Source organism: Streptomyces sp. NPDC048424 (genome assembly GCF_040651555.1).
In the GTDB taxonomy this organism is placed as follows: Bacteria; Actinomycetota; Actinomycetes; order Streptomycetales; family Streptomycetaceae; genus Streptomyces.
Genome location: NZ_JBEZKE010000006.1, coordinates 117590 through 134150 on the forward strand (window position 1 = coordinate 117590; position 16561 = coordinate 134150).

Genomic DNA, 16561 nt, shown 5'->3' on the forward strand with positions numbered 1-16561 from the left:
ACCACCGATGCTCGAAGGTGCGTGATCTCGGCCGACTTCGAGCATCATCTTTCATCAATGGGCTATGGAGCGCTATCTTGTCGGGCGCATGCCAAAGAGCTGTGTCCGCGCTGCGGACCGCACGAGGAGCTGCCCATGAGACTGCCGAGCATCCGCAGGAGCCAGCGCCGACAAGACCAGTACGACGGGCAACGCCGCCCAGGTGCCCGGGCGCGTCCGGGCAGGCGCCGCCGCGCCCCGGGCGCCGCCCTGCTCGCCGCCGCCCTCACCGTCGCGGGCCTGGCCGCCGCGGGCCCCCTCGCCCCGCCCGCCACCGCGGCCCCAGCCGGGGCCACGGCCACCGCGGGCGACGTCACCGGCTTCACCCAGTCCGGGAACACCTTCACCGTCACGGCCTCCGGCGGGGCCAAGGCCCGCGTGGTCGTCGCCCGCGCCGACATCTTCCGCCTCTGGCTCTCGCCCGACGGCACCTTCACCAACGACCCGGCCGGTTCCGACCTCGCCACCACCACCGACTTCGGCTCCGTGGCCACGTCCTTCTCCGACGCCGGCGCGTACTACCGGATCACCACCGGAGCCCTCTCCATCCGGGTCAACAAGGCGCCCCTGCGGTTCTCCGTCTACCGCGCCGACAACACCACCCCCGTCTGGCAGGAGACCCAGCCCACCAGCTGGACCGGCAGCCAGACCACCCAGTACCTCGCGCGCGGCGCGGACGAGCAGTTCTACGGAACCGGCCTGCGCCTCGGGGAATGGGCGCTGCGCGACAAGACCGTCCCGATCGCCGTCGACAACAAGTGGCGCGAGAACGACAACGCCAGCCCCGCCCCCTTCTACATGTCCACCAACGGCTACGGCGTCATGCGCAACACCTGGGCCCCGGGCTCGTACGGCTTCAACGCACCCACCACCCTCACCCACGACGAGAAGCGCTTCGACGCCTGGTACTTCACCGGCGACTCCCTCAAGTCCGTGCTCGACGCGTACACCGACGTCAGCGGAAAGCCGTTCATGGCTCCGATGTGGGGCTTCGAACTCGGCAACGCCGACTGCTTCAACGCCTCCAACCCCGACTACCAGGGCGATCACAACCGGCCGCGCCACCAGACCACCCCCGACGTCGTCGGCTACGCGGCCGACGCCCGCGCCGCCGACATGCCCTCGGGCTGGTTCCTGCCCAACGACGGCTACGGCTGCGGTTACACCAAGCCCCTCAAGTCCACGGTGGACGCCCTCAAGGCCAAGGGATTCCAGACCGGCCTGTGGACCTCCACCGGCCTCGGTTCCATCGCCGACGAGGTGGGCACGGCCGGCAGCCGCGGCGTGAAGACCGACGTGGCGTGGATCGGCAGCGGCTACAAGTACGCCTTCGACGGAGTGCAGCAGGCCGTCGACGGGATCGAGAAGAACTCCGACGCCCGCCGCTACGTCTGGACCGTCGACGGCTGGGCGGGCACCCAGCGCAACGCCGTCGTCTGGACCGGCGACACCCACGGCACCTGGGACGACATGCGCTGGCACGTCCCCGCCATCACCGGAGCGGGCCTCTCCGGCCTCAACTACGCCGCCGGCGACGTCGACGGGATCTTCGGGGGCAGCCCCAAGACCTACACCCGCGACCTCCAGTGGAAGGCCTTCACCCCGGCCTTCATGACGATGTCCGGCTGGGGCGCGACCAACCCGTCCGCCGGCTACCAGGACAAGCAGCCCTGGCGCTTCGCCGAGCCCTACCTCTCCATCAACCGCAAGTACCTCCAGCTCAAGATGCGGCTGATGCCGTACCTGTACACGATGAGCCGCGTCGCCCACGAGAGCGGCGTCCCCAGCACCCGCGCCATGGTCCTGGAGTACCCCGACGACCCGGTGGCCCGCGGCAACGCCACCAGCGGCCAGTTCATGGCCGGCGACTCCCTCCTCGTCGCCCCCGTCGTCTCCGACACCTCGGTCCGCGACGGCATCTACCTCCCCGCCGGAACCTGGACGGACTACTGGACCGGGAAGACGTACGCGGGCCCGGGCCGCCTCAACGGCTACCGGGCACCCCTCGACACCCTCCCGCTCTTCGTCAAGGGCGGCGCCGTCGTGCCGATGTGGCCGCAGATGAACCACACGGGGGAGAAGCCCGTCTCCACCCTCACCTACGACATCCACCCGCGCGGCAACTCCTCCTTCAGCCTCTACGAGGACGACGGCCGCACCCGTGCCCACCAGTCCGGCGCCTACGCCCGCCAGCGGGTCGACGTCGCCGCCCCGACGGCCGGCTCCGGCACGGTCACCGTCAACGTCGGTGCCCCCAACGGCAGTTACACCGGCAAGCCGGCCTCCCGTGGCTACGAGCTCACCCTCCACGTGGCCTCCGCGCCGACGTCCCTCACAGTGGACGGAACCGCGGCGGTGCGCCTGACCTCCAAGGCCGCCTACGACTCCGCCGCCTCGGGCTGGTTCTTCGACCCGGCGGACCGCTCCGGCGTGCTCTGGGTCAAGACGGGCTCCAAGGCGGGCGCCTTCAGCGTCTCGGCCACCGGCACCAGCCTCCCCGCGGCCGAGGCGCTGCCCTCCGCCGCCCCCATCGACAGGTCGTCCTGGTCCCTGGCCTACGCCGACAGCCAGGAGACCAGCGCCGAGAACGGCGCCGCCGCGGGCGCCTTCGACGGGAACCCGGCCACGCTGTGGCACTCCGCCTGGTCCGGCGCGAAGCCCGCAGCGCTGCCGCACGAGATCCAGATCGACCTCGGCGCCCGCTACGCGGTCGACGGCCTCGGCTACCTGCCCCGCCAGGACGGCGGCGTCAACGGCCGGATCGGCGGCTACGAGGTCTACGTCTCCAACACCACCGCCGACTGGGGGCCACCGGTGGCCGGCGGCACCTTCCCCGACACCGCGGCCGCCAAGACCGTCCCCCTCACCCCGAAGAGCGGCCGCTACCTGCGCCTCAAAGCTCTCACCGAGGCCGGCGGGCGCGGCCCCTGGACCAGCGCCGCCGAGATCACCCTCACCGGCCGCCCGGCCCCCCTCCCCGCGGACGCCACCCTCGTCAACGCGGCCTCCGGGAGCTGCCTGGACCTGCCGCACAGCGCCACCACCCCGGGCACCGAACCCACCCTCTACACCTGCCACGGCGGCCCCAACCAACGCTGGACCCTCCAGAGCGACGGCCGCCTCACCGGCCTCACGGGCGTCTGCCTCGACGGCGCGAACGCCACCCGCCTGACCATCCGGACCTGCGACGGCAGCCCCGGCCAGAGCTGGCAGGCAGGACCTCAGAGCACCCTGCGCAGCGCCGGCCAATGCCTCACCCCGGCCGGCTCGGGCACCGCCAACGGCACCACCCTCACCCGCGCCGCCTGCGACAACACCCCGGCCCAGCGCTGGACCTTCACCCCCTGATGCCCCTCAGCCGCCGAGCACGGCCCGGCACTCCCGCCGGGCCGGCTCGCTCAGCAACCCCCGGAACCGGCCGAACAACCGGAGGAGTCCGGGCCCCCACGCCTCACGGAAGGCGGGATCGATGCGCGCCAGGTCGAGCTCGTTGGCCGCCGACAGCTCGGCGAAGTCCCTCCGCAGCTCCACGGCGGGGGAGTGGACACGGCCGGTGAACCGGTCCCGGAAGGCCGCCTCCTCGTCGGCGAGCGTCGGATAGGACGCCGCCCGGTCACAGGCGGCGTAGAGGTACACGATCGCCTCGGCCTCCTCGCCGATCACCTCGGCCAGCTCGGCCCGCCGGGCGAGCGGCAGCAGGGGCATGGGGAACCCGTCCGTACCGTAGAAGGCGTGGCACAGGCCCGCCCGTTGCAGAGCGGGCCGTGCACCCCAGGAGGCGAGCAGCGCCCGTACGCGCTCCAGGTGCGCGAGCAGGGTCCCGCCGGGGTGGGCGAGATCCTGCGCACCGAGATCCCGCAGCCACGCGACCGCGCGCTCCGACACGGGTACTCCCCTCGGGTCGTGGTGGTGGGTCGGCACCCGTCCACACCTATCGCCGGGGGTCCGGACCCCGTGGCGACGGCGGGGACGGGTTGCCGCCCGGGCCCTGCATCGATCTTGATCCAGCCGAAACCCCAAGTCAATCCTCCGGTTTACTCCCCACACCCAAGCGATACCTTGGATCCCGTGACCCTCGACGATCTTCGTGTGTTCGTGGCCGTCTGCCGTGCCGGCAGCCTCAGCGCCGTCGCCCGCGACCTCGGCTGCACCCAGTCGGCCGTCAGCCAGCACGTCCGACACCTGGAGAAGCAGACCGGCGCGAGCCTCCTGGAGCGACACGCCCGCGGGGTCGTGCCCACCGAGGCCGGCCGCATCCTCCAGGCCGCCGCGGCGGACGGCATCGCCGGTCTCGACGGAGCCCTGCGCCGGGTGGACGACCTCGTACGGGGCGGCGGCGGCTCGGTGCGCGTCACCACCGGCGCGACGACCGTGCGGCACTTCATGTCCGAGGCCGTCGTCACCTTCCGCCGCCTCCACCCCGGGGTGAGCCTGGAGTTCCAGACCGAGAACTCCAGCCGCAGCTGCTTCGACGCCCTGGCCGCCGACGACCTCGACCTCGCCTGGATCACCATCGGCAAACCGGTCCGCGGCATCGAACAGCGTCCGGTCATGGAACTGCCCTGGGTGCTCGCCGTGGGCGCCGACGACCCCCTCGCCGCCCGCCCGCGCATCGATCCCGCCGACCTGGCCGACATCCGCCACATCCGGCTCCCGGAGAACTCCGCCTCCCGCGCCCACCTCGACGCCGCCTTCGCCGAGTCGGGCATCCACGTACGCTCCGACACCAGCGTGGCCGACTGGGACACCGCCCTGCTCCTCGCCGAACTGGGCCTGGGCCACGCCGTCGTGCCCGCGCTGCCCGGCTGGCAGGTCCCCGGCGCCGACGGCCCGCTGCGCCTCGTGCCCGTTCCCGCCCTGCCGCCGCTCGCGGTGGGCTGGGCGGTCCGCCGCTGGGCCGCGCTCGCCCCGCCGGCCCTCGTCTTCGCCGACGAGGTCGCCCGCAGCTGCCGGGCGCGCGCCGCCGGGCAGCAGTGACGCCCCGGTACCCCCGGCCGCCACGGGGGTTCGGCGGCTGACGAGGACGCGGGGCGCGGGGCGGAGGATGATGGAGGGGCCGGGGACGAAGGCCAGGCGTGATCCCGCGGCCCGGCGGAGGAGGTGCACGTGCCATGACGGAGCACGACGGCGGTCCGGCGGCGCGGAATCTGGAGGAGGGCAGGCTCCTGAAGGAGCTGGAGGCCATCCACCGCACGCGCCACGAGACCCTGCTGCACGGGTCCGACGACGCGCTGGTCACCCACACGAAGCGGATGAACGAACTGGAGCACGAGTACGTGCGCCGCCACCCGCAGCGGGCCCAGACCCCGGGTCGCACCCGCTCGGGGGCCCGTGCCCGCGGCGCCGACTAGCCATCGCGGGCCCGTCCCGTACCCGGCGGCCGGCCCGGGGAGACCTCCCCGAGGACCCGACCGCCGGAGCCCGGTCACCGGGTGGCGTAGGGGAGCAGGGCCATCTCGCGGGCGTTCTTGACCGCCGCGGCCAGCCGGCGCTGCTGCCGGGCGCTGACCCGGGTGACACGGCGGCTGCGGATCTTGCCGCGGTCGGAGACGAACTTCCGCAGCAGGTCCGTGTCCTTGTAGTCGATGTACGTGATCTCGGCGGCGTCCAGCGGATTGGGACGGGCCTTGACGGGCTTGCGGGGGTCGTGACGGCGGGCCATGCGGATTCCTTCGGCTTTCGGGACGGGACGGGACGGGTCAGGAGACGGGGTCGAGCAGCGCGCCGAAGGCGGGCGGCAGGCGCTTCCACGCCTCCCGCCCGGCGGCGTACTCGGCGTCGGTCAGCAGGCACGACTCGAGGAGCCGCGCCAGCCCCTCACGGTCGAGACCGGGCGAGGTGAAGACCAGGTGCTGGCAGCAGTCGCCGTGCTCGGGGTGCCAGCCCAGGGCGGCGGCCGCCCTGCGCACGGGAGGCACCATCTCCCACGCGGCGTCCGGCAGCGAGGCCAGCCACGGACCGCCGTTCTCCACGCAGAGCGCGCCGCCCGCGGCGTCCCAGGCCAGCAGGGTGTCGGGACGGTCGGCGAGCCAGAAGCGGCCGCGGCTGCGGGCTGCCGCACAGGCCAGGTCCTCCAGGGCCGCGTAGAGCCGCTCCGGGTGGAAGGGCCGGTGGCGGTGCCAGACGAGGGTGGCCACTCCGGCCTCGTCCGCCTCCTGCGGAAGCCGCGCGCAGGCCGGGTGCTGGGCGGCGGCCGCCGCCTCGGTGTCGAATCCCGCGAAGGCCGTCCGCGCCAGTTCACCGGTCCCGGTCTCCACCCGCCGAGCGGTCGGGTGGAGCTGAGCCAACAGGGCGCGGTCCTCCGCCTCCGCGTCCGCACCGCCGACGAGCGCGAGGACCGGCGCGTACTCCAGCTGCCGGGCCCAGGTGTCGCCGACGGTCCGCTGGTCGGTGGCCGCCGAGGCGAGCCCCGCCTCCGTCAGGTCGTCCCCGTTGGCGAGGTACGGCAGGACGAGGGCGGGGTCGACGGCGGTGATCACATTGGTCAGGTCCAGCGCCGCGCCGCCGTGCGCGGCGACGACCTCGGCCATCGCGCGCGGCTCGACGGAATCCCACAGTTCGACGACGGCGAGCCGGGCCGGCCCGTCCGCTGCCAGCCGGCGCAGCTCCGGGACGAGGTCCTCGCGCAGCGCGCAGCACGCGCAGTCGTTGACGAGCGGGGCCTCGCCCCGGGACAGCTCGCCCGAGGAGTCGCGCACCAGGCGCCGCACGGTGCCCTCGGCCGCCGTCGAGAGGTCGTGGTGCAGGGCGACACTGCCGGGCACGGTGGTGAGCAGCTCCCGTACCACGCTCCGGCGGGCGTCCGCGTGGAGCCCGCCGACGATGACGACGGGCAGGGTCACGGCTTGCTCCCGTACCGACGCTGGAAGCGCTCGACGCGGCCGGCGGTGTCCAGGACGCGGGCGGTGCCGGTGTAGAAGGGGTGGCTCTTCGAGGAGATCTCCACGTCGATGACGGGGTAGGTGTGGCCGTCCTCCCATTTGACCGTCTTGTCGCTGGTGGCGGTCGACCGGGTGAGGAAGGCGAAGTCGGCGGCCTTGTCGCGGAAGACGACGGGGCCGTAGGCGGGGTGGATTCCGGGCTTCACGGGGCTCTTCTCCTGGGGATCAGAGGGGCAGGGGGAGGGGGTCAGCGCTCTTCGCGGAAGTCGACGTGCCGGCGCACCACCGGGTCGAACTTGCGCAGCACCATGCGGTCGGGGTCGTTGCGCCGGTTCTTGCGGGTGACGTACGTGTAGCCGGTTCCGGCGGTGGAGCGGAGCTTGACGATCGGGCGTATTTCGTTGCGTGCCATGCCGCTAGTATATGCAAATGGTTTCCATTATCAATAAGGCCCTCGATGAAGGGCGTCACATGCGGCTCGCCCTCAGGGCGAGGGCGATCAAGGCCGTCGACGTCATGGGTGTCGAGAGTGCGGCGGCGCGGATCGAGGCGTGCGGGGTGAGGATCTGATGGCGAAGAAGAGCAAGATCGCGCGGAACGGGAGCCGCAAGGCGGTCGTCGAGCGGTACGCCGCCCGTCGGGCGGAGCTGAAGGAGGCCGTGCGGCGGCCGTCCTCGACCCAGGCCGAACGCGCCGCCGCACTCGCGGAGTTGCGGCGCCAGCCGCGCGATGCCAGCGCCACCCGGGCGCGCAACCGGGACGGCGTGGACGGGCGGCCGCGCGGGCACCTGCGCAGGTTCGGCCTCTCCCGCGTCCGCATGCGCGAACAGGCGCACGCGGGATTCCTGCCCGGAGTCACCAAGTCCTCCTGGTGACTCCCGGGTGACGAGAACGGCCCGCACCCCCTCGGGGGTGCGGGCCGGTGCGCGTCCAGCGCCGCGACACGTGGGTCATCTTTGCTTCGAATGAGACAATCTTGTATCGTTCGAGGCGAAGGAGGCTCATCGTCATGGTGCACGAAGAAGAACTGCTGGACGGCGCCGCACGCGTCCTCGCCGGCGATCACAGCGCCTCCATGGTGCAGATCGCCGCCGGGATCGGGACCAGTCGCGCCACGCTCAGCCGCCGCTACGCGACCCGCGAGGCCCTGCTGAAGGCCGTCGCGGTCCGCGCGATCGAGGTGGTCGACGGGTGCCTGGCCCCGCTCGACCTGGCCGAGGACGCCGACGGGGCCGCCTTCGACGCCGCCCTGGAGGACCTGGTCCTCGCCCTGATGCCCGCCGCGCACCTCTACGGATTCACCTCGCGCGACGCCACCGTCCTCGCAGACCCGGAGTTCCGCGCCGGCGTCGACCGGCAGGACCGGCGGGCCCTGGCCTTCCTCGCCCTCGGCCAGCGGCTGGGGCGACTGCGCGCCGACCTGCCGCCGTACTGGATCTGGTACTCGCTCTGGGGCCTGCTCGACGCGGCCGCCGAGGGCGTACGCGACGGCCACCTGGCCCGCCGCCAGATCGGCCACCTGGTCCTGACCTCCTTCCTCAGCGGGACGCGGCCCGCCGCGCAGCCCCCTGCCGGCGACCCCGCACCCTGACCCGCGCGCCACCGTGCGCACACCGTGAACCACTTCGAACGGAACCCGATGCACACCCCCGCGCCGGCCCCCCGCCGGTGGATCGTCCTGGCGATCCTCTCCGGCAGCCTCCTGCTCATCTCCATGGACACCACGATCCTCAACGTGGCCTTCCCCTCGCTCGTCGGCGACCTCCGGCCCGGCGCCGTGCAGCAGCTGTGGATCATCGACGTCTACGCGCTCGCCCTGTCCGGCCTGCTGGTCACCGCGGGCGCGCTCGGGGACCGCTGGGGACGCAAGCGGCTGCTCATGGCGGGCTTCGGCATCTTCTCGCTGGCCTCGCTCATAGCCGTGTTCTCCACCGAGGCCTGGCACGTGATCGCCGCCCGCGCCCTGCTCGGCATCGGCGGCGCGGCCATCATGCCGTCCACCGTGTCGATCCTGCGCACCGTCTTCACCGACGCCAAGGAGCGCGCCTTCGCGCTCGCCGTCTGGGCGGCCGTCTTCGGTGGCGGCATGGCCTTCGGGCCGGTGGTCGGCGGGCTCCTCGTCCAGGACTACGGCTGGCACTCGGCCTTCCTCCTGAACCTCCCGGTCGCCGCCGTCATCGTCGCGGCCGGCCTGCGCTACCTGCCCGAATCGCGCTCCCCGCGCAGCGCCGGCCGCTGGGACTGGTGGGGCGTCGGCCAGTCGGTCGTCGGCATGCTCGCCCTGGCCGGGGGCATCAAGCAGCTCGGCAAGAGCGGGGTCGCCGACCCGCTGCCCTGGGCCCTGCTCCTCGTCGCCGCCGTCGCACTGACCGTCTTCGTACGCCGCCAGCTGCGCCTGGACAACCCGCTGTTGCAGGTCCGGCTGTTCGCCAAGCCCGCCTTCAGCGTCGCCGCGACCGCGATCTTCCTGCCCATGGTGGGCATGGGCGCGATCCTGTTCCTGGTCACCCAGTGATTCCAGTACGGCGAGGGCTACACCCCGCTCCAGGCCGGGATACGCCTCCTGCCCGCCCCGCTCGCCCTGATCGCCGCCTCGATGGTGGCCCCCTCGCTGATGCAGCGCTTCGCGATCCGCCACGTGCTCGGCGCCGGACTGGTCGTCCTGGCCGCCGGCATGGCCCTGCCCTGGACCCTCCAGCAGTTCACCGACCTGGGCTACCCGGCCTTCGCGGCCGCCCTCGCCGTCATGGGCGCCGGCGCCGGCATCGCGACCACCGTCGCCTCGGTGACCCTGGTCTCCGCCGCGCCCGCGGCCGAGGTCTCCAGCGCCGCCGCGATAGAGGAGACCTGCTACGAGCTGGGCTCGGCCATGGGCGTCGCCGTCCTCGGCTCCACCGCGGCCGTGCTCTACCGGGGCAACCTGCCCGCCCTCGACCTGGACGGCCCCACCGCCGCCGCCGTACGGGACTCCGTCGGCGAGGCCGCGCACACCGCGGAGCGGCTGGGCGGCTCCGTCGGCCAGGCGCTGCTCGACACCGCCTCGCAGGCCTACACCCTGGCGATCACCCCGGCGTTCCTCCTGGCCGGCGGCCTCGCGGTCGTCGCGGCGGCCACCACCTGGTCGCTCATTCCGCGGGACCTGCGGCCCACCGAGAACCACTGAGCCGCGCCGGCCGGAACGCGGGCGCGGCGGGCGCCGGGCCCAGGGTGGTGGTGCCCGGCGCCGCCCGGTGGCCCAGGCCCGTGCGGTAGGCGTCCATCGCCGCCTCCACCCGGCCCGTACGCCGCATCAGGTCGCCCAGCAGCCGGCACAGATCGGCGAGGTCCCCCGTCGCCCCGCTCCGCTCCAGCAGCGCCAGCGCCTTCACGTAGTGCTCCTCGGCGGCCTCGGTGTCACCGCGCTCCTCGGCCATCAGGCCGAGGAGCCGGTGCGCGCCCCCCGCGTGGACGGCGCCGTGGCGGTCGCCCAGGTCCAACAGTGCGGAGAGCAGCCCGGCGGCCTCCTCGTACCGGCCCAGCTGCCGCAGTACATCGGCCAGCTCGACCTCCACCTGGGCCGTGTAGAGGCCCGCGCGCCGGGCCGACAGCATGTCCCGGGCCGTGCGCAGCTCCCGTTCCGCCGAGGCGAGCTCGCCGTTCTGGGCCTGTACGTAGCCGCGCATCCAGTGGCAGTGCGCCAGATCGGTCCGCAGCCGCAACTGCCCGTAGATCGCCTGGGCCTTGGCGAGGGAGGCGTCGGCGTCGGCCACCCGCCCCTCGGCGAGGAAGGTCCGCGCCACCTGCCGGTGCATCCCCGCCACCAGCGCCGGATCGTTGACCTGCGGGGCCAGCGCGAGCGCGAGCTCGGCGGCGTGGGCGGCGCGGGCATGGGCGCCCATGTCGATGTACGGACCGATCACCGCGGCGTGGAGCAGCACCAGCGCGTCCGGATCGGCCAGCCCGCTCGCGCCCAGCTCGTCGATGGTGGATTCGAGGAGGTAACAGGCGTAGCGCAGCTCACCGGCGAGCAGGTGGGCCACGGCGCGCCCGCGGATCGGCCGTGCGCGGCGGGGCAGCGGCTGGTCGGCCAGCAGTCGCTCGGCCGCCTCGAAGTGGCCGATCGCGTCCGGTAGTTCACCGGCTTCCAGGGCGCATTCGCCGAGTCCGAGCCGGGCCTCCGCCTGCTCGGGGACGAGCCCGAGGCCCTCCGCCTCGGTGAGCAGGCGCCGGTAGCGTACGGCGGCCTCCGCGGCCTCGCCCGTGGCGAGCGTCTGCTGGACGTCGGTGAGGGCGAGCCGCAGCTCGGTGGCCAGGTGGGCGGGGCGGCCGGTGGTCAGCTCCTCGTACGAGGTGCCCAGGCGTGCGGCGAGGAAGCGCAGCGCGGTCTCGGAGGGGCGGACCTTGCCCGACTCCAGGGTGGAGACATAGGCCGGGGTATATGCCGGTTCCGCCAACTGTCGCTGGGTCAGGCCCAGTTCACCGCGCATGCGCTGAACCCTGCGGCCGATCAGGGCCGGTTCGTCCATGAAGTCCCCCTGGTTGCTCGAACTCCCCAGTATTCAGGGGGAGCAGGCATTGCGCACCACTCGCGCGCCACCTAGTTTAAGCAACCACTTCAGCAGATTTACCAGACTGCTTAACTTCCGTTCACGGGGGAGGACTTCATGGTTCGAGTCAGACGTCCGGCCGTCCGCACGGCGCTGCGCGCGGCCGTCGCGATGGTCTGCGCGACCGCCGCGCTGGTGGCCGCCGGGCCCGCCGACGCGGCCGACCCGCCGGCCGCCAAGAGCCGGGTGGAGGTGGAGATACCGGGCCCGGAGCAGGGCGGCGACGCCGGATCCGGCCACGCCCGGGTGCCGGCCGCGGGCGGCCCCGCGAAGAGCGCGGGCCGGCTCTCCCCGGCGCAGCGCGAGGCCGACGGCGCGGTCACCAAACTGATCGACAACGGCTCCACCGCCGACCGCCTCGACGTCGTCGTCATCGGTGACGGCTACACCGCCGCCGAGCTGGCGCGCTTCCACGCCGACGCCGAACAGAAGTGGGCCGAGGTGACGGCCGTCGAGCCGTACACCACGTACCGGAACCTCTTCAACGTCTGGACCGTCGACGCGGTCTCCCACGACTCCGGCGTCTCCGGCGACCCCGATCCCGCCACCGTCCGCGACACCGCCCTCGGCTCGTACTTCTGGTGCGAGGACATCGAGCGGCTGCTCTGCATCGACCAGCCCAAGGTCGACGCGTACGTGGCGAAGGCGCCCGCGGCCGACCTGGTCATCGTCCTCGCCAACAGCGCCAAGTACGGCGGGGCCGGCTACAACGAGCGCAGCGCCACCCTCGGCTACGAGGGGATCTCCACGGCCTCGGCGGGCCACCCGAAGTCAGGCCAGGTCGCCATCCACGAGACCGGCCACTCGCTGGGCAAGCTCGCCGACGAGTACTTCTACCCGGGCGTCCCCGACTACGAGAAGTACACCGGACCCGAGCCCGCCGAATCCAACAGCACCGCCCTGACCGCCGACCGGATGGCCGCGCAGCGCGCCAAGTGGTACCGCTGGCTCGGCGAGGAGTCACCCGACGGCGGCACGGTCGGCGCCCACGAGGGCGGCAACTACTTCGTGACCGGGCTGTACCGGCCCACCGACAACTCCCTCATGCGGGTCCTCGGCAAGCCCTTCAACCTGCCGGGCGTCGAGTCCATGATCGCCGGCTTCTACCAGCACGCGCGGATCGTCACCCCGCTCACCCCGACCGACCGCACCCTGCGGCTGCGCCACACGGCGAAGGCATCCGTACCGAGGCTGTTCGGGGCGGACGGCAGGCAGCCGGTGGTCCGCTGGTACCTCGACGGCAGGGAGCTGAAGCGCTTCGAGGGCCGTACCGAGGTGCCGGTGGCGGAGCTGTGGCTGTTCGACCTCCGGACGCACCGGCTGTCGGTCACGGCCGAGGACCGAACGCCGTCGGTGCGCGACCCGAAGACCATCCGTACGCTGCGGTCCACGGCCACCTGGACGGTCAGGCTCTGACCAGCGCCCCACGGCTCTGACCAGCGCCCCACCGGCCGCTCGCCTCACACGCGGCGCCAGCAGGCCAGCGCCCAGGAGAACAGCCCGAACAGCACGAGCCCGGCGGCGACCAGCACGAGGAGCCACGGTCCCGCCGGGGTCTGGGCGAAGGCCCTGAGGGTGTCGTCGACGCCCTTCGCCTGCGAGGGGTCGTAGCTGACGGCCGCGTAGACGACGAAGGCCCCGGCCGCCGTGAAGAGCGCGCCGCGGGCCAGGCCGCCGGCGACCCCGAGGAACTCGACCGCCCTGCGGACGCCCTCGGGCACCCGGCCCATCTCCAGCTGCTTGCGGAACGAGCGGCGGGCCGCCTGTACGGCGATCACGATGCCGCCCACGGCGATGGCCGCCCCGGCCACCCCCACCCACCACGGGCCGCCCGGCGCCTCCATCACCTTCGAGGTCACGTCGCGCGACTGCTCGTCGCTGGACCGCCCGCCGCCGGTTCCGGCCGCGAAGGACAGCACCGAGAACGCCACGACCCCGTAGAACACGGTCCGGGCGGCCGACGCCAGTCGTTTGGAGGCCTTGTCGCCATCGGGGCCGGCGGCGCCGAACACCGCCTCCGACAGCCGCCACAGCATCATGCACACGAGGCCGATTCCGACGGCCCACACCAGGAAGCCGCCGAGGGGCTTCTCCGCCAGCTCCTGCAGCGCGCCCGTGCGGTCCGCCTCCTGGCCGCCGTCGCCGAACGCCACCCGCACCGCGAGCACGCCGACGAGCACGTACAGCAGTCCGCGCGCCACGAGTCCGCACCGCGCCACCACCTCGCGCCCCGTGCCGCCCCGGGACCCGGTCCGTGCGCCCTCACGTGCCATTCGGCCGACCATGAGACCAGCCCCCCTTCCGCTCGGTCCGGCGCGGTGGGCGGACGCGTACGCGCCGGACCCGCGTGCCGGACGATTCTCCGTGCGGCTACCCGGGCGCCGCCCCTCCATGCGGTGCGGGCCGGTGCACTGCCCGGCGACAGCGCACCGGCCGGTGGCCGCGCGACGGATCGCGGCGGCCACCGGCCGGGGTACGGGGGACAGACGCGGGGCGTGGGCTCCGGGCTACATGGGGTCCATGCCCCGGTCGTCCATCCGGCCCTCCTGCTCGCTCTGCTCCTGGAGGCGACGGGCCTTCTCCTTCAGCCGACGGCGCTCTTCCGGGTCGGTCGAACGCTCGGCCGCGTCGTTCAGTTCCTGGGCCTTGGCGCGCATCTGCTGGGACCGGCCGCGGGATTCGCCTGAAACGCTCATGATCGCTCCTTGGATCAGTGGGGAGAGCGGGCGGATTCAGCGAACCAGCACTGCCGGGCGCCCGCATCTCGAAGCGTCACCGAGCGTGATCCGCACCCCCCGGCTCCTGGGCGGTCCGGGGGTCGGGCGGGTCAGTCCAGGTCCGTGTCCGCGCCGAGCAGGGTGGTGAGGGTGAACAGGGCCCCGTCCGGGTCGCGGAGCGTCACCCAGCGCTCCACGGCGTTCGAGGTGATGTCCGAGACCGCGCGTCCGCCCAGGGCGACGGCCGCCTCGATCGCCGGCCGGAGCTTCGGCACCCGGAAGTGCACGTGCCAGCGGGGCCTGGTGTGCGGGGAGTAGGCGGCGAGCTCGACGGGGCCGCTGTTCAGGCGGGCCACGGGCTCACCGTTCTGCCGCAGGACGACCTGGTCCTCCTCGTAGGAGACCTCGCAGCAGCCGGGGCGGTCGGTGGCCCATTCGAGTACCGCGCCGTAGAAGATCGCCGCGTCGAGGGCGTTGCGGGTACGCAGTTCCAGCCAGGCCGGCAGCGGGCCCTTGCCCGCCCGCCAGTCCGCGGCCACGGCGCCCTCCCAGATCCCGAAGACCGCACCGTCGGGGTCGGCGACGAGCGCGGCACGGCCGCCGGATTCGAAGGAGACCGGGCCGACGGCGATGGTGCCCGTGCGCTCCCGGATGCGGTCCACCGCCACATCCGCGTCGTCGACGGCGAAGTACGGGGTCCAGGCCACCGCGACCCCCAGGTCCCCGGCCAGCGCTCCGATGCCGGCCACCGGGACACGGTCCAGGTACGCCACCGAGAAGGCCTCGCCGAGGCGGGCGGGCCGGAACCGCCAGCCGGCGACCGCACCGTAGAAACGCTGGGCCGTCTCGAGGTCGCGGGTCATCAGGCTCACCCAGCACGGCGCCCCGAAGACCTCCCTCGTCGAAATCTCCACCGCTCGCTCCGTCCCTGATGAGTCCCCCGGTTCATTCTGGTCCTTTTCGTGCCGTTCCTCGCGGCCGGCGGCGGCGCACGCACACGGAAGGTGTCCGAGAATCACGCTCCGTGTCGATCCCGGCCGGCGGCGTGCGGCGCTAGCCTCGGTTCCGGACGCCACCCCGCAGCCCCGGAAGGCAGGTCTCCCATGGTCGGTTCCCAGGTTCCCGTCATCGATCTCGGACCGTGGCGGTCCGGGGGGCCGCGCGACCGTGCCCGTACGGCCGCCCGTGTCGACGAGGCCCTGCGCGCGGCCGGATTCCTGCTCGTGACCGGCCACGGCGTGGACCCCTCGCTGCCCGCCCGGATCAGGGAGGCGGCGCGCGCGTTCTTCCGGCTGCCGGCCGCCGTGAAGGAGCCCTACGCCGTCACCGTCGGCGGCCGCGGCTGGCTCGGCCCCGGGGCGGAGGCCAACAGCTACGCCGAGGGCGCGGCCTCACCGCCCGACCTCAAGGAGTCCTGGTCCTTCGCGGCGGACGACCCCACCGGCGACCCCGCCGTGGACGCCGAGTGGTTCCGGCCCAACGCCTGGCCCGCCGAGGTGCCGGCGCTGCGGCCGCTGGTGACGGAGTACCTGGACCTGATGCGGAACCTCTCCGACGAACTGCTGGAACTGCTCGCGACCGCCCTCGGACTCGACGAGGACCACTTCACGCGCCACACCTCCCACCCCACGTGGGGGTTCAACGTCAACTGGTACCCCGGCACCGAAACCGTCGGCCCGCCGCTGCCCGGCCAGTTCCGCATCGGCGCGCACACCGACTTCGGCACGGTCACGGTCCTCGACAGGCAGCTCGGCGCGGGCGGGCTCCAGATCCACACCGATGCCGACGGCTGGCAGGACGCCCCCTACGACCCGGCCGCACTGACCGTCAACATCGGCGACCTGATGGCCCGCTGGACGGGCGACCGCTGGCGCGCGGGCCGCCACCGCGTCCTGCCCCCGCCCGCCGACACCCCGGCCGAGGAACTGATCTCCCTCGTCTACTTCTACGAATGCGACGCGCACACCCGGGTGGAATCCCTCCCCGCCCCCGTCGGCCGCGTGGTGCACGACCCCGTCGACTCCCACACGTACCTGCGCGGCAAGCTCGACGCGATCAGCGTCACGGAGGGGGGCTGAGATCGAGACGGCTCGGGGCGCCGGCGGACCCTCACTCCGGCCGGCGGTCCGGGCCCGCGCCTGCAGGTACCCCTTCTGCCGTTCCTACGGCGGTTGCCTGCCGGTGGACCCGGCGATCCGCCTGCCAGGACACGAACCGGGTGTACCGGTCCAGCACGCCTCAGGGAAGGGACCGGTCTGATGCGGCCGACTTCCCGCCCTCCATGTGCATTTGCCGGCCATGGGCCATCGCGATACCTGGGGAGACGTGGTCTTTCGCA

Annotated in this window: 19 protein-coding genes; 10 read left to right on the top strand and 9 right to left on the bottom strand. The window is 73.4% G+C overall.

From position 1 onward, the window contains the following. Nucleotides 1-135 precede the first annotated feature (135 nt). A complete protein-coding gene (locus tag AB0D29_RS10980) occupies nucleotides 136-3387 on the top strand; it encodes a TIM-barrel domain-containing protein (protein WP_362853286.1) in 3252 nt (1083 codons plus the stop codon). A 6-nt stretch (nucleotides 3388-3393) separates the two neighbouring features. On the opposite strand, the gene AB0D29_RS10985 is transcribed toward AB0D29_RS10980, so the two are convergent. Then, nucleotides 3394-3924 (bottom strand): DUF6817 domain-containing protein, encoded by a 531-nt coding sequence (locus tag AB0D29_RS10985; protein ID WP_362853288.1) that lies wholly within the window; start codon nucleotides 3922-3924, stop codon nucleotides 3394-3396. A gap of 183 nt (nucleotides 3925-4107) precedes the next feature. Here AB0D29_RS10985 and AB0D29_RS10990 point away from each other — a divergent pair, with 183 nt between their 5' ends. Both AB0D29_RS10990 and AB0D29_RS10995 read left to right on the top strand, forming a co-directional pair. Next, the gene (locus tag AB0D29_RS10990; RefSeq protein WP_362853290.1) at nucleotides 4108-5016 is read left to right on the top strand and encodes a LysR family transcriptional regulator; all 909 of its coding nucleotides are present in this window, start codon (nucleotides 4108-4110) and stop codon (nucleotides 5014-5016) included. Nucleotides 5017-5150: 134 nt separating this feature from the next. After that, nucleotides 5151-5390, top strand: coding sequence for a DUF6158 family protein (locus tag AB0D29_RS10995; RefSeq protein WP_362853292.1), 240 nt, complete (start codon nucleotides 5151-5153; stop codon nucleotides 5388-5390). 74 nt (nucleotides 5391-5464) lie between these two features. Here AB0D29_RS10995 and rpsR read toward each other — a convergent pair whose 3' ends face one another. The 4 genes from rpsR to rpmG are packed head-to-tail and all read right to left on the bottom strand — an operon-like array spanning nucleotide 5465 to nucleotide 7332. Further along, nucleotides 5465-5701: a 30S ribosomal protein S18 gene (gene rpsR / locus AB0D29_RS11000; protein ID WP_362853294.1), complete on the bottom strand. Its 237-nt coding sequence runs from the start codon at nucleotides 5699-5701 to the stop codon at nucleotides 5465-5467. 37 nt (nucleotides 5702-5738) lie between these two features. Further along, on the bottom strand, nucleotides 5739-6881 hold the full coding sequence (locus AB0D29_RS11005; protein ID WP_362853295.1) for a GTP-binding protein: 1143 nt from the start codon (nucleotides 6879-6881) through the stop codon (nucleotides 5739-5741). Then, the gene (locus AB0D29_RS11010) at nucleotides 6878-7126 is read right to left on the bottom strand and encodes a type B 50S ribosomal protein L31 (RefSeq protein ID WP_362853296.1); all 249 of its coding nucleotides are present in this window, start codon (nucleotides 7124-7126) and stop codon (nucleotides 6878-6880) included. The genes AB0D29_RS11005 and AB0D29_RS11010 overlap by 4 nt, the downstream gene beginning before the upstream one ends. 41 nt (nucleotides 7127-7167) lie before the next feature. Continuing rightward, nucleotides 7168-7332 (bottom strand): 50S ribosomal protein L33, encoded by a 165-nt coding sequence (rpmG, locus tag AB0D29_RS11015; RefSeq protein ID WP_362853298.1) that lies wholly within the window; start codon nucleotides 7330-7332, stop codon nucleotides 7168-7170. Nucleotides 7333-7349: 17 nt separating this feature from the next. On the opposite strand from rpmG, the gene AB0D29_RS11020 reads away from it, so the two are divergent. From AB0D29_RS11020 to AB0D29_RS11040, 5 genes are all read left to right on the top strand, one after another. Next, nucleotides 7350-7490 (top strand): hypothetical protein, encoded by a 141-nt coding sequence (locus AB0D29_RS11020; protein WP_362853300.1) that lies wholly within the window; start codon nucleotides 7350-7352, stop codon nucleotides 7488-7490. After that, entirely contained in the window at nucleotides 7490-7795 is a 306-nt protein-coding gene (gene rpsN / locus AB0D29_RS11025; protein ID WP_362853301.1) for a 30S ribosomal protein S14, read from the top strand. Before AB0D29_RS11020 ends, rpsN begins: the two co-directional genes overlap by 1 nt. Nucleotides 7796-7929: 134 nt before the next feature. Further along, nucleotides 7930-8511 (top strand): helix-turn-helix domain-containing protein, encoded by a 582-nt coding sequence (locus AB0D29_RS11030; protein ID WP_362853303.1) that lies wholly within the window; start codon nucleotides 7930-7932, stop codon nucleotides 8509-8511. A 24-nt stretch (nucleotides 8512-8535) separates the two neighbouring features. Next, a complete protein-coding gene (locus AB0D29_RS11035) occupies nucleotides 8536-9435 on the top strand; it encodes an MFS transporter (RefSeq protein WP_362853305.1) in 900 nt (299 codons plus the stop codon). Between the two features lie 99 nt (nucleotides 9436-9534). Beyond that, on the top strand, nucleotides 9535-10083 hold the full coding sequence (locus AB0D29_RS11040) for a hypothetical protein (RefSeq protein WP_362853307.1): 549 nt from the start codon (nucleotides 9535-9537) through the stop codon (nucleotides 10081-10083). On the opposite strand, the gene AB0D29_RS11045 is transcribed toward AB0D29_RS11040, so the two are convergent. Beyond that, nucleotides 10046-11425 (bottom strand): helix-turn-helix transcriptional regulator, encoded by a 1380-nt coding sequence (locus AB0D29_RS11045; protein ID WP_362853309.1) that lies wholly within the window; start codon nucleotides 11423-11425, stop codon nucleotides 10046-10048. The genes AB0D29_RS11040 and AB0D29_RS11045 overlap by 38 nt on opposite strands. Nucleotides 11426-11563: 138 nt before the next feature. Here AB0D29_RS11045 and AB0D29_RS11050 point away from each other — a divergent pair, with 138 nt between their 5' ends. Beyond that, nucleotides 11564-12922: a M64 family metallopeptidase gene (locus AB0D29_RS11050; RefSeq protein WP_362853311.1), complete on the top strand. Its 1359-nt coding sequence runs from the start codon at nucleotides 11564-11566 to the stop codon at nucleotides 12920-12922. A gap of 44 nt (nucleotides 12923-12966) precedes the next feature. Here AB0D29_RS11050 and AB0D29_RS11055 read toward each other — a convergent pair whose 3' ends face one another. The 3 genes from AB0D29_RS11055 to AB0D29_RS11065 form a co-directional block, all read right to left on the bottom strand. Beyond that, complete coding sequence (locus AB0D29_RS11055; protein ID WP_362853312.1) at nucleotides 12967-13779, bottom strand: DUF1206 domain-containing protein; 813 nt, start codon at nucleotides 13777-13779, stop codon at nucleotides 12967-12969. A 234-nt stretch (nucleotides 13780-14013) separates the two neighbouring features. Next, complete coding sequence (locus AB0D29_RS11060) at nucleotides 14014-14202, bottom strand: DUF6381 family protein (protein ID WP_030384902.1); 189 nt, start codon at nucleotides 14200-14202, stop codon at nucleotides 14014-14016. A 131-nt stretch (nucleotides 14203-14333) separates the two neighbouring features. After that, the gene (locus tag AB0D29_RS11065) at nucleotides 14334-15086 is read right to left on the bottom strand and encodes a VOC family protein (protein ID WP_362853610.1); all 753 of its coding nucleotides are present in this window, start codon (nucleotides 15084-15086) and stop codon (nucleotides 14334-14336) included. A 240-nt stretch (nucleotides 15087-15326) separates the two neighbouring features. Here AB0D29_RS11065 and AB0D29_RS11070 point away from each other — a divergent pair, with 240 nt between their 5' ends. Next, nucleotides 15327-16301 carry a 2-oxoglutarate and iron-dependent oxygenase domain-containing protein gene (locus tag AB0D29_RS11070; protein ID WP_362853314.1) on the top strand — a complete coding sequence of 325 codons (975 nt, stop codon included), beginning with the start codon at nucleotides 15327-15329 and terminating at the stop codon, nucleotides 16299-16301. The last annotated feature ends 260 nt before the right edge of the window (nucleotides 16302-16561 follow it).

Excerpts from the sequence above, each read along its gene's own strand:
- rpsR (WP_362853294.1), bottom strand. The coding sequence starts at position 5,701 with ATGGCCCGCCGTCACGACCCCCGCAAGCCCGTCAAGGCCCGTCCCAAT.
- rpsN (WP_362853301.1), top strand. The coding sequence starts at position 7,490 with ATGGCGAAGAAGAGCAAGATCGCGCGGAACGGGAGCCGCAAGGCGGTC.
- rpmG (WP_362853298.1), bottom strand. The coding sequence starts at position 7,332 with ATGGCACGCAACGAAATACGCCCGATCGTCAAGCTCCGCTCCACCGCC.
- AB0D29_RS11040 (WP_362853307.1), top strand. The coding sequence starts at position 9,535 with ATGCAGCGCTTCGCGATCCGCCACGTGCTCGGCGCCGGACTGGTCGTC.
- AB0D29_RS11060 (WP_030384902.1), bottom strand. The coding sequence starts at position 14,202 with ATGAGCGTTTCAGGCGAATCCCGCGGCCGGTCCCAGCAGATGCGCGCC.
- AB0D29_RS11055 (WP_362853312.1), bottom strand. The coding sequence starts at position 13,779 with ATGGCACGTGAGGGCGCACGGACCGGGTCCCGGGGCGGCACGGGGCGC.
- AB0D29_RS10995 (WP_362853292.1), top strand. The coding sequence starts at position 5,151 with ATGACGGAGCACGACGGCGGTCCGGCGGCGCGGAATCTGGAGGAGGGC.
- AB0D29_RS11020 (WP_362853300.1), top strand. The coding sequence starts at position 7,350 with ATGGTTTCCATTATCAATAAGGCCCTCGATGAAGGGCGTCACATGCGG.
- AB0D29_RS11070 (WP_362853314.1), top strand. The coding sequence starts at position 15,327 with ATGGTCGGTTCCCAGGTTCCCGTCATCGATCTCGGACCGTGGCGGTCC.
- AB0D29_RS11050 (WP_362853311.1), top strand. The coding sequence starts at position 11,564 with ATGGTTCGAGTCAGACGTCCGGCCGTCCGCACGGCGCTGCGCGCGGCC.
- AB0D29_RS11065 (WP_362853610.1), bottom strand. The coding sequence starts at position 15,086 with ATGACCCGCGACCTCGAGACGGCCCAGCGTTTCTACGGTGCGGTCGCC.
- AB0D29_RS11045 (WP_362853309.1), bottom strand. The coding sequence starts at position 11,425 with ATGGACGAACCGGCCCTGATCGGCCGCAGGGTTCAGCGCATGCGCGGT.
- AB0D29_RS10980 (WP_362853286.1), top strand. The coding sequence starts at position 136 with ATGAGACTGCCGAGCATCCGCAGGAGCCAGCGCCGACAAGACCAGTAC.
- AB0D29_RS11030 (WP_362853303.1), top strand. The coding sequence starts at position 7,930 with ATGGTGCACGAAGAAGAACTGCTGGACGGCGCCGCACGCGTCCTCGCC.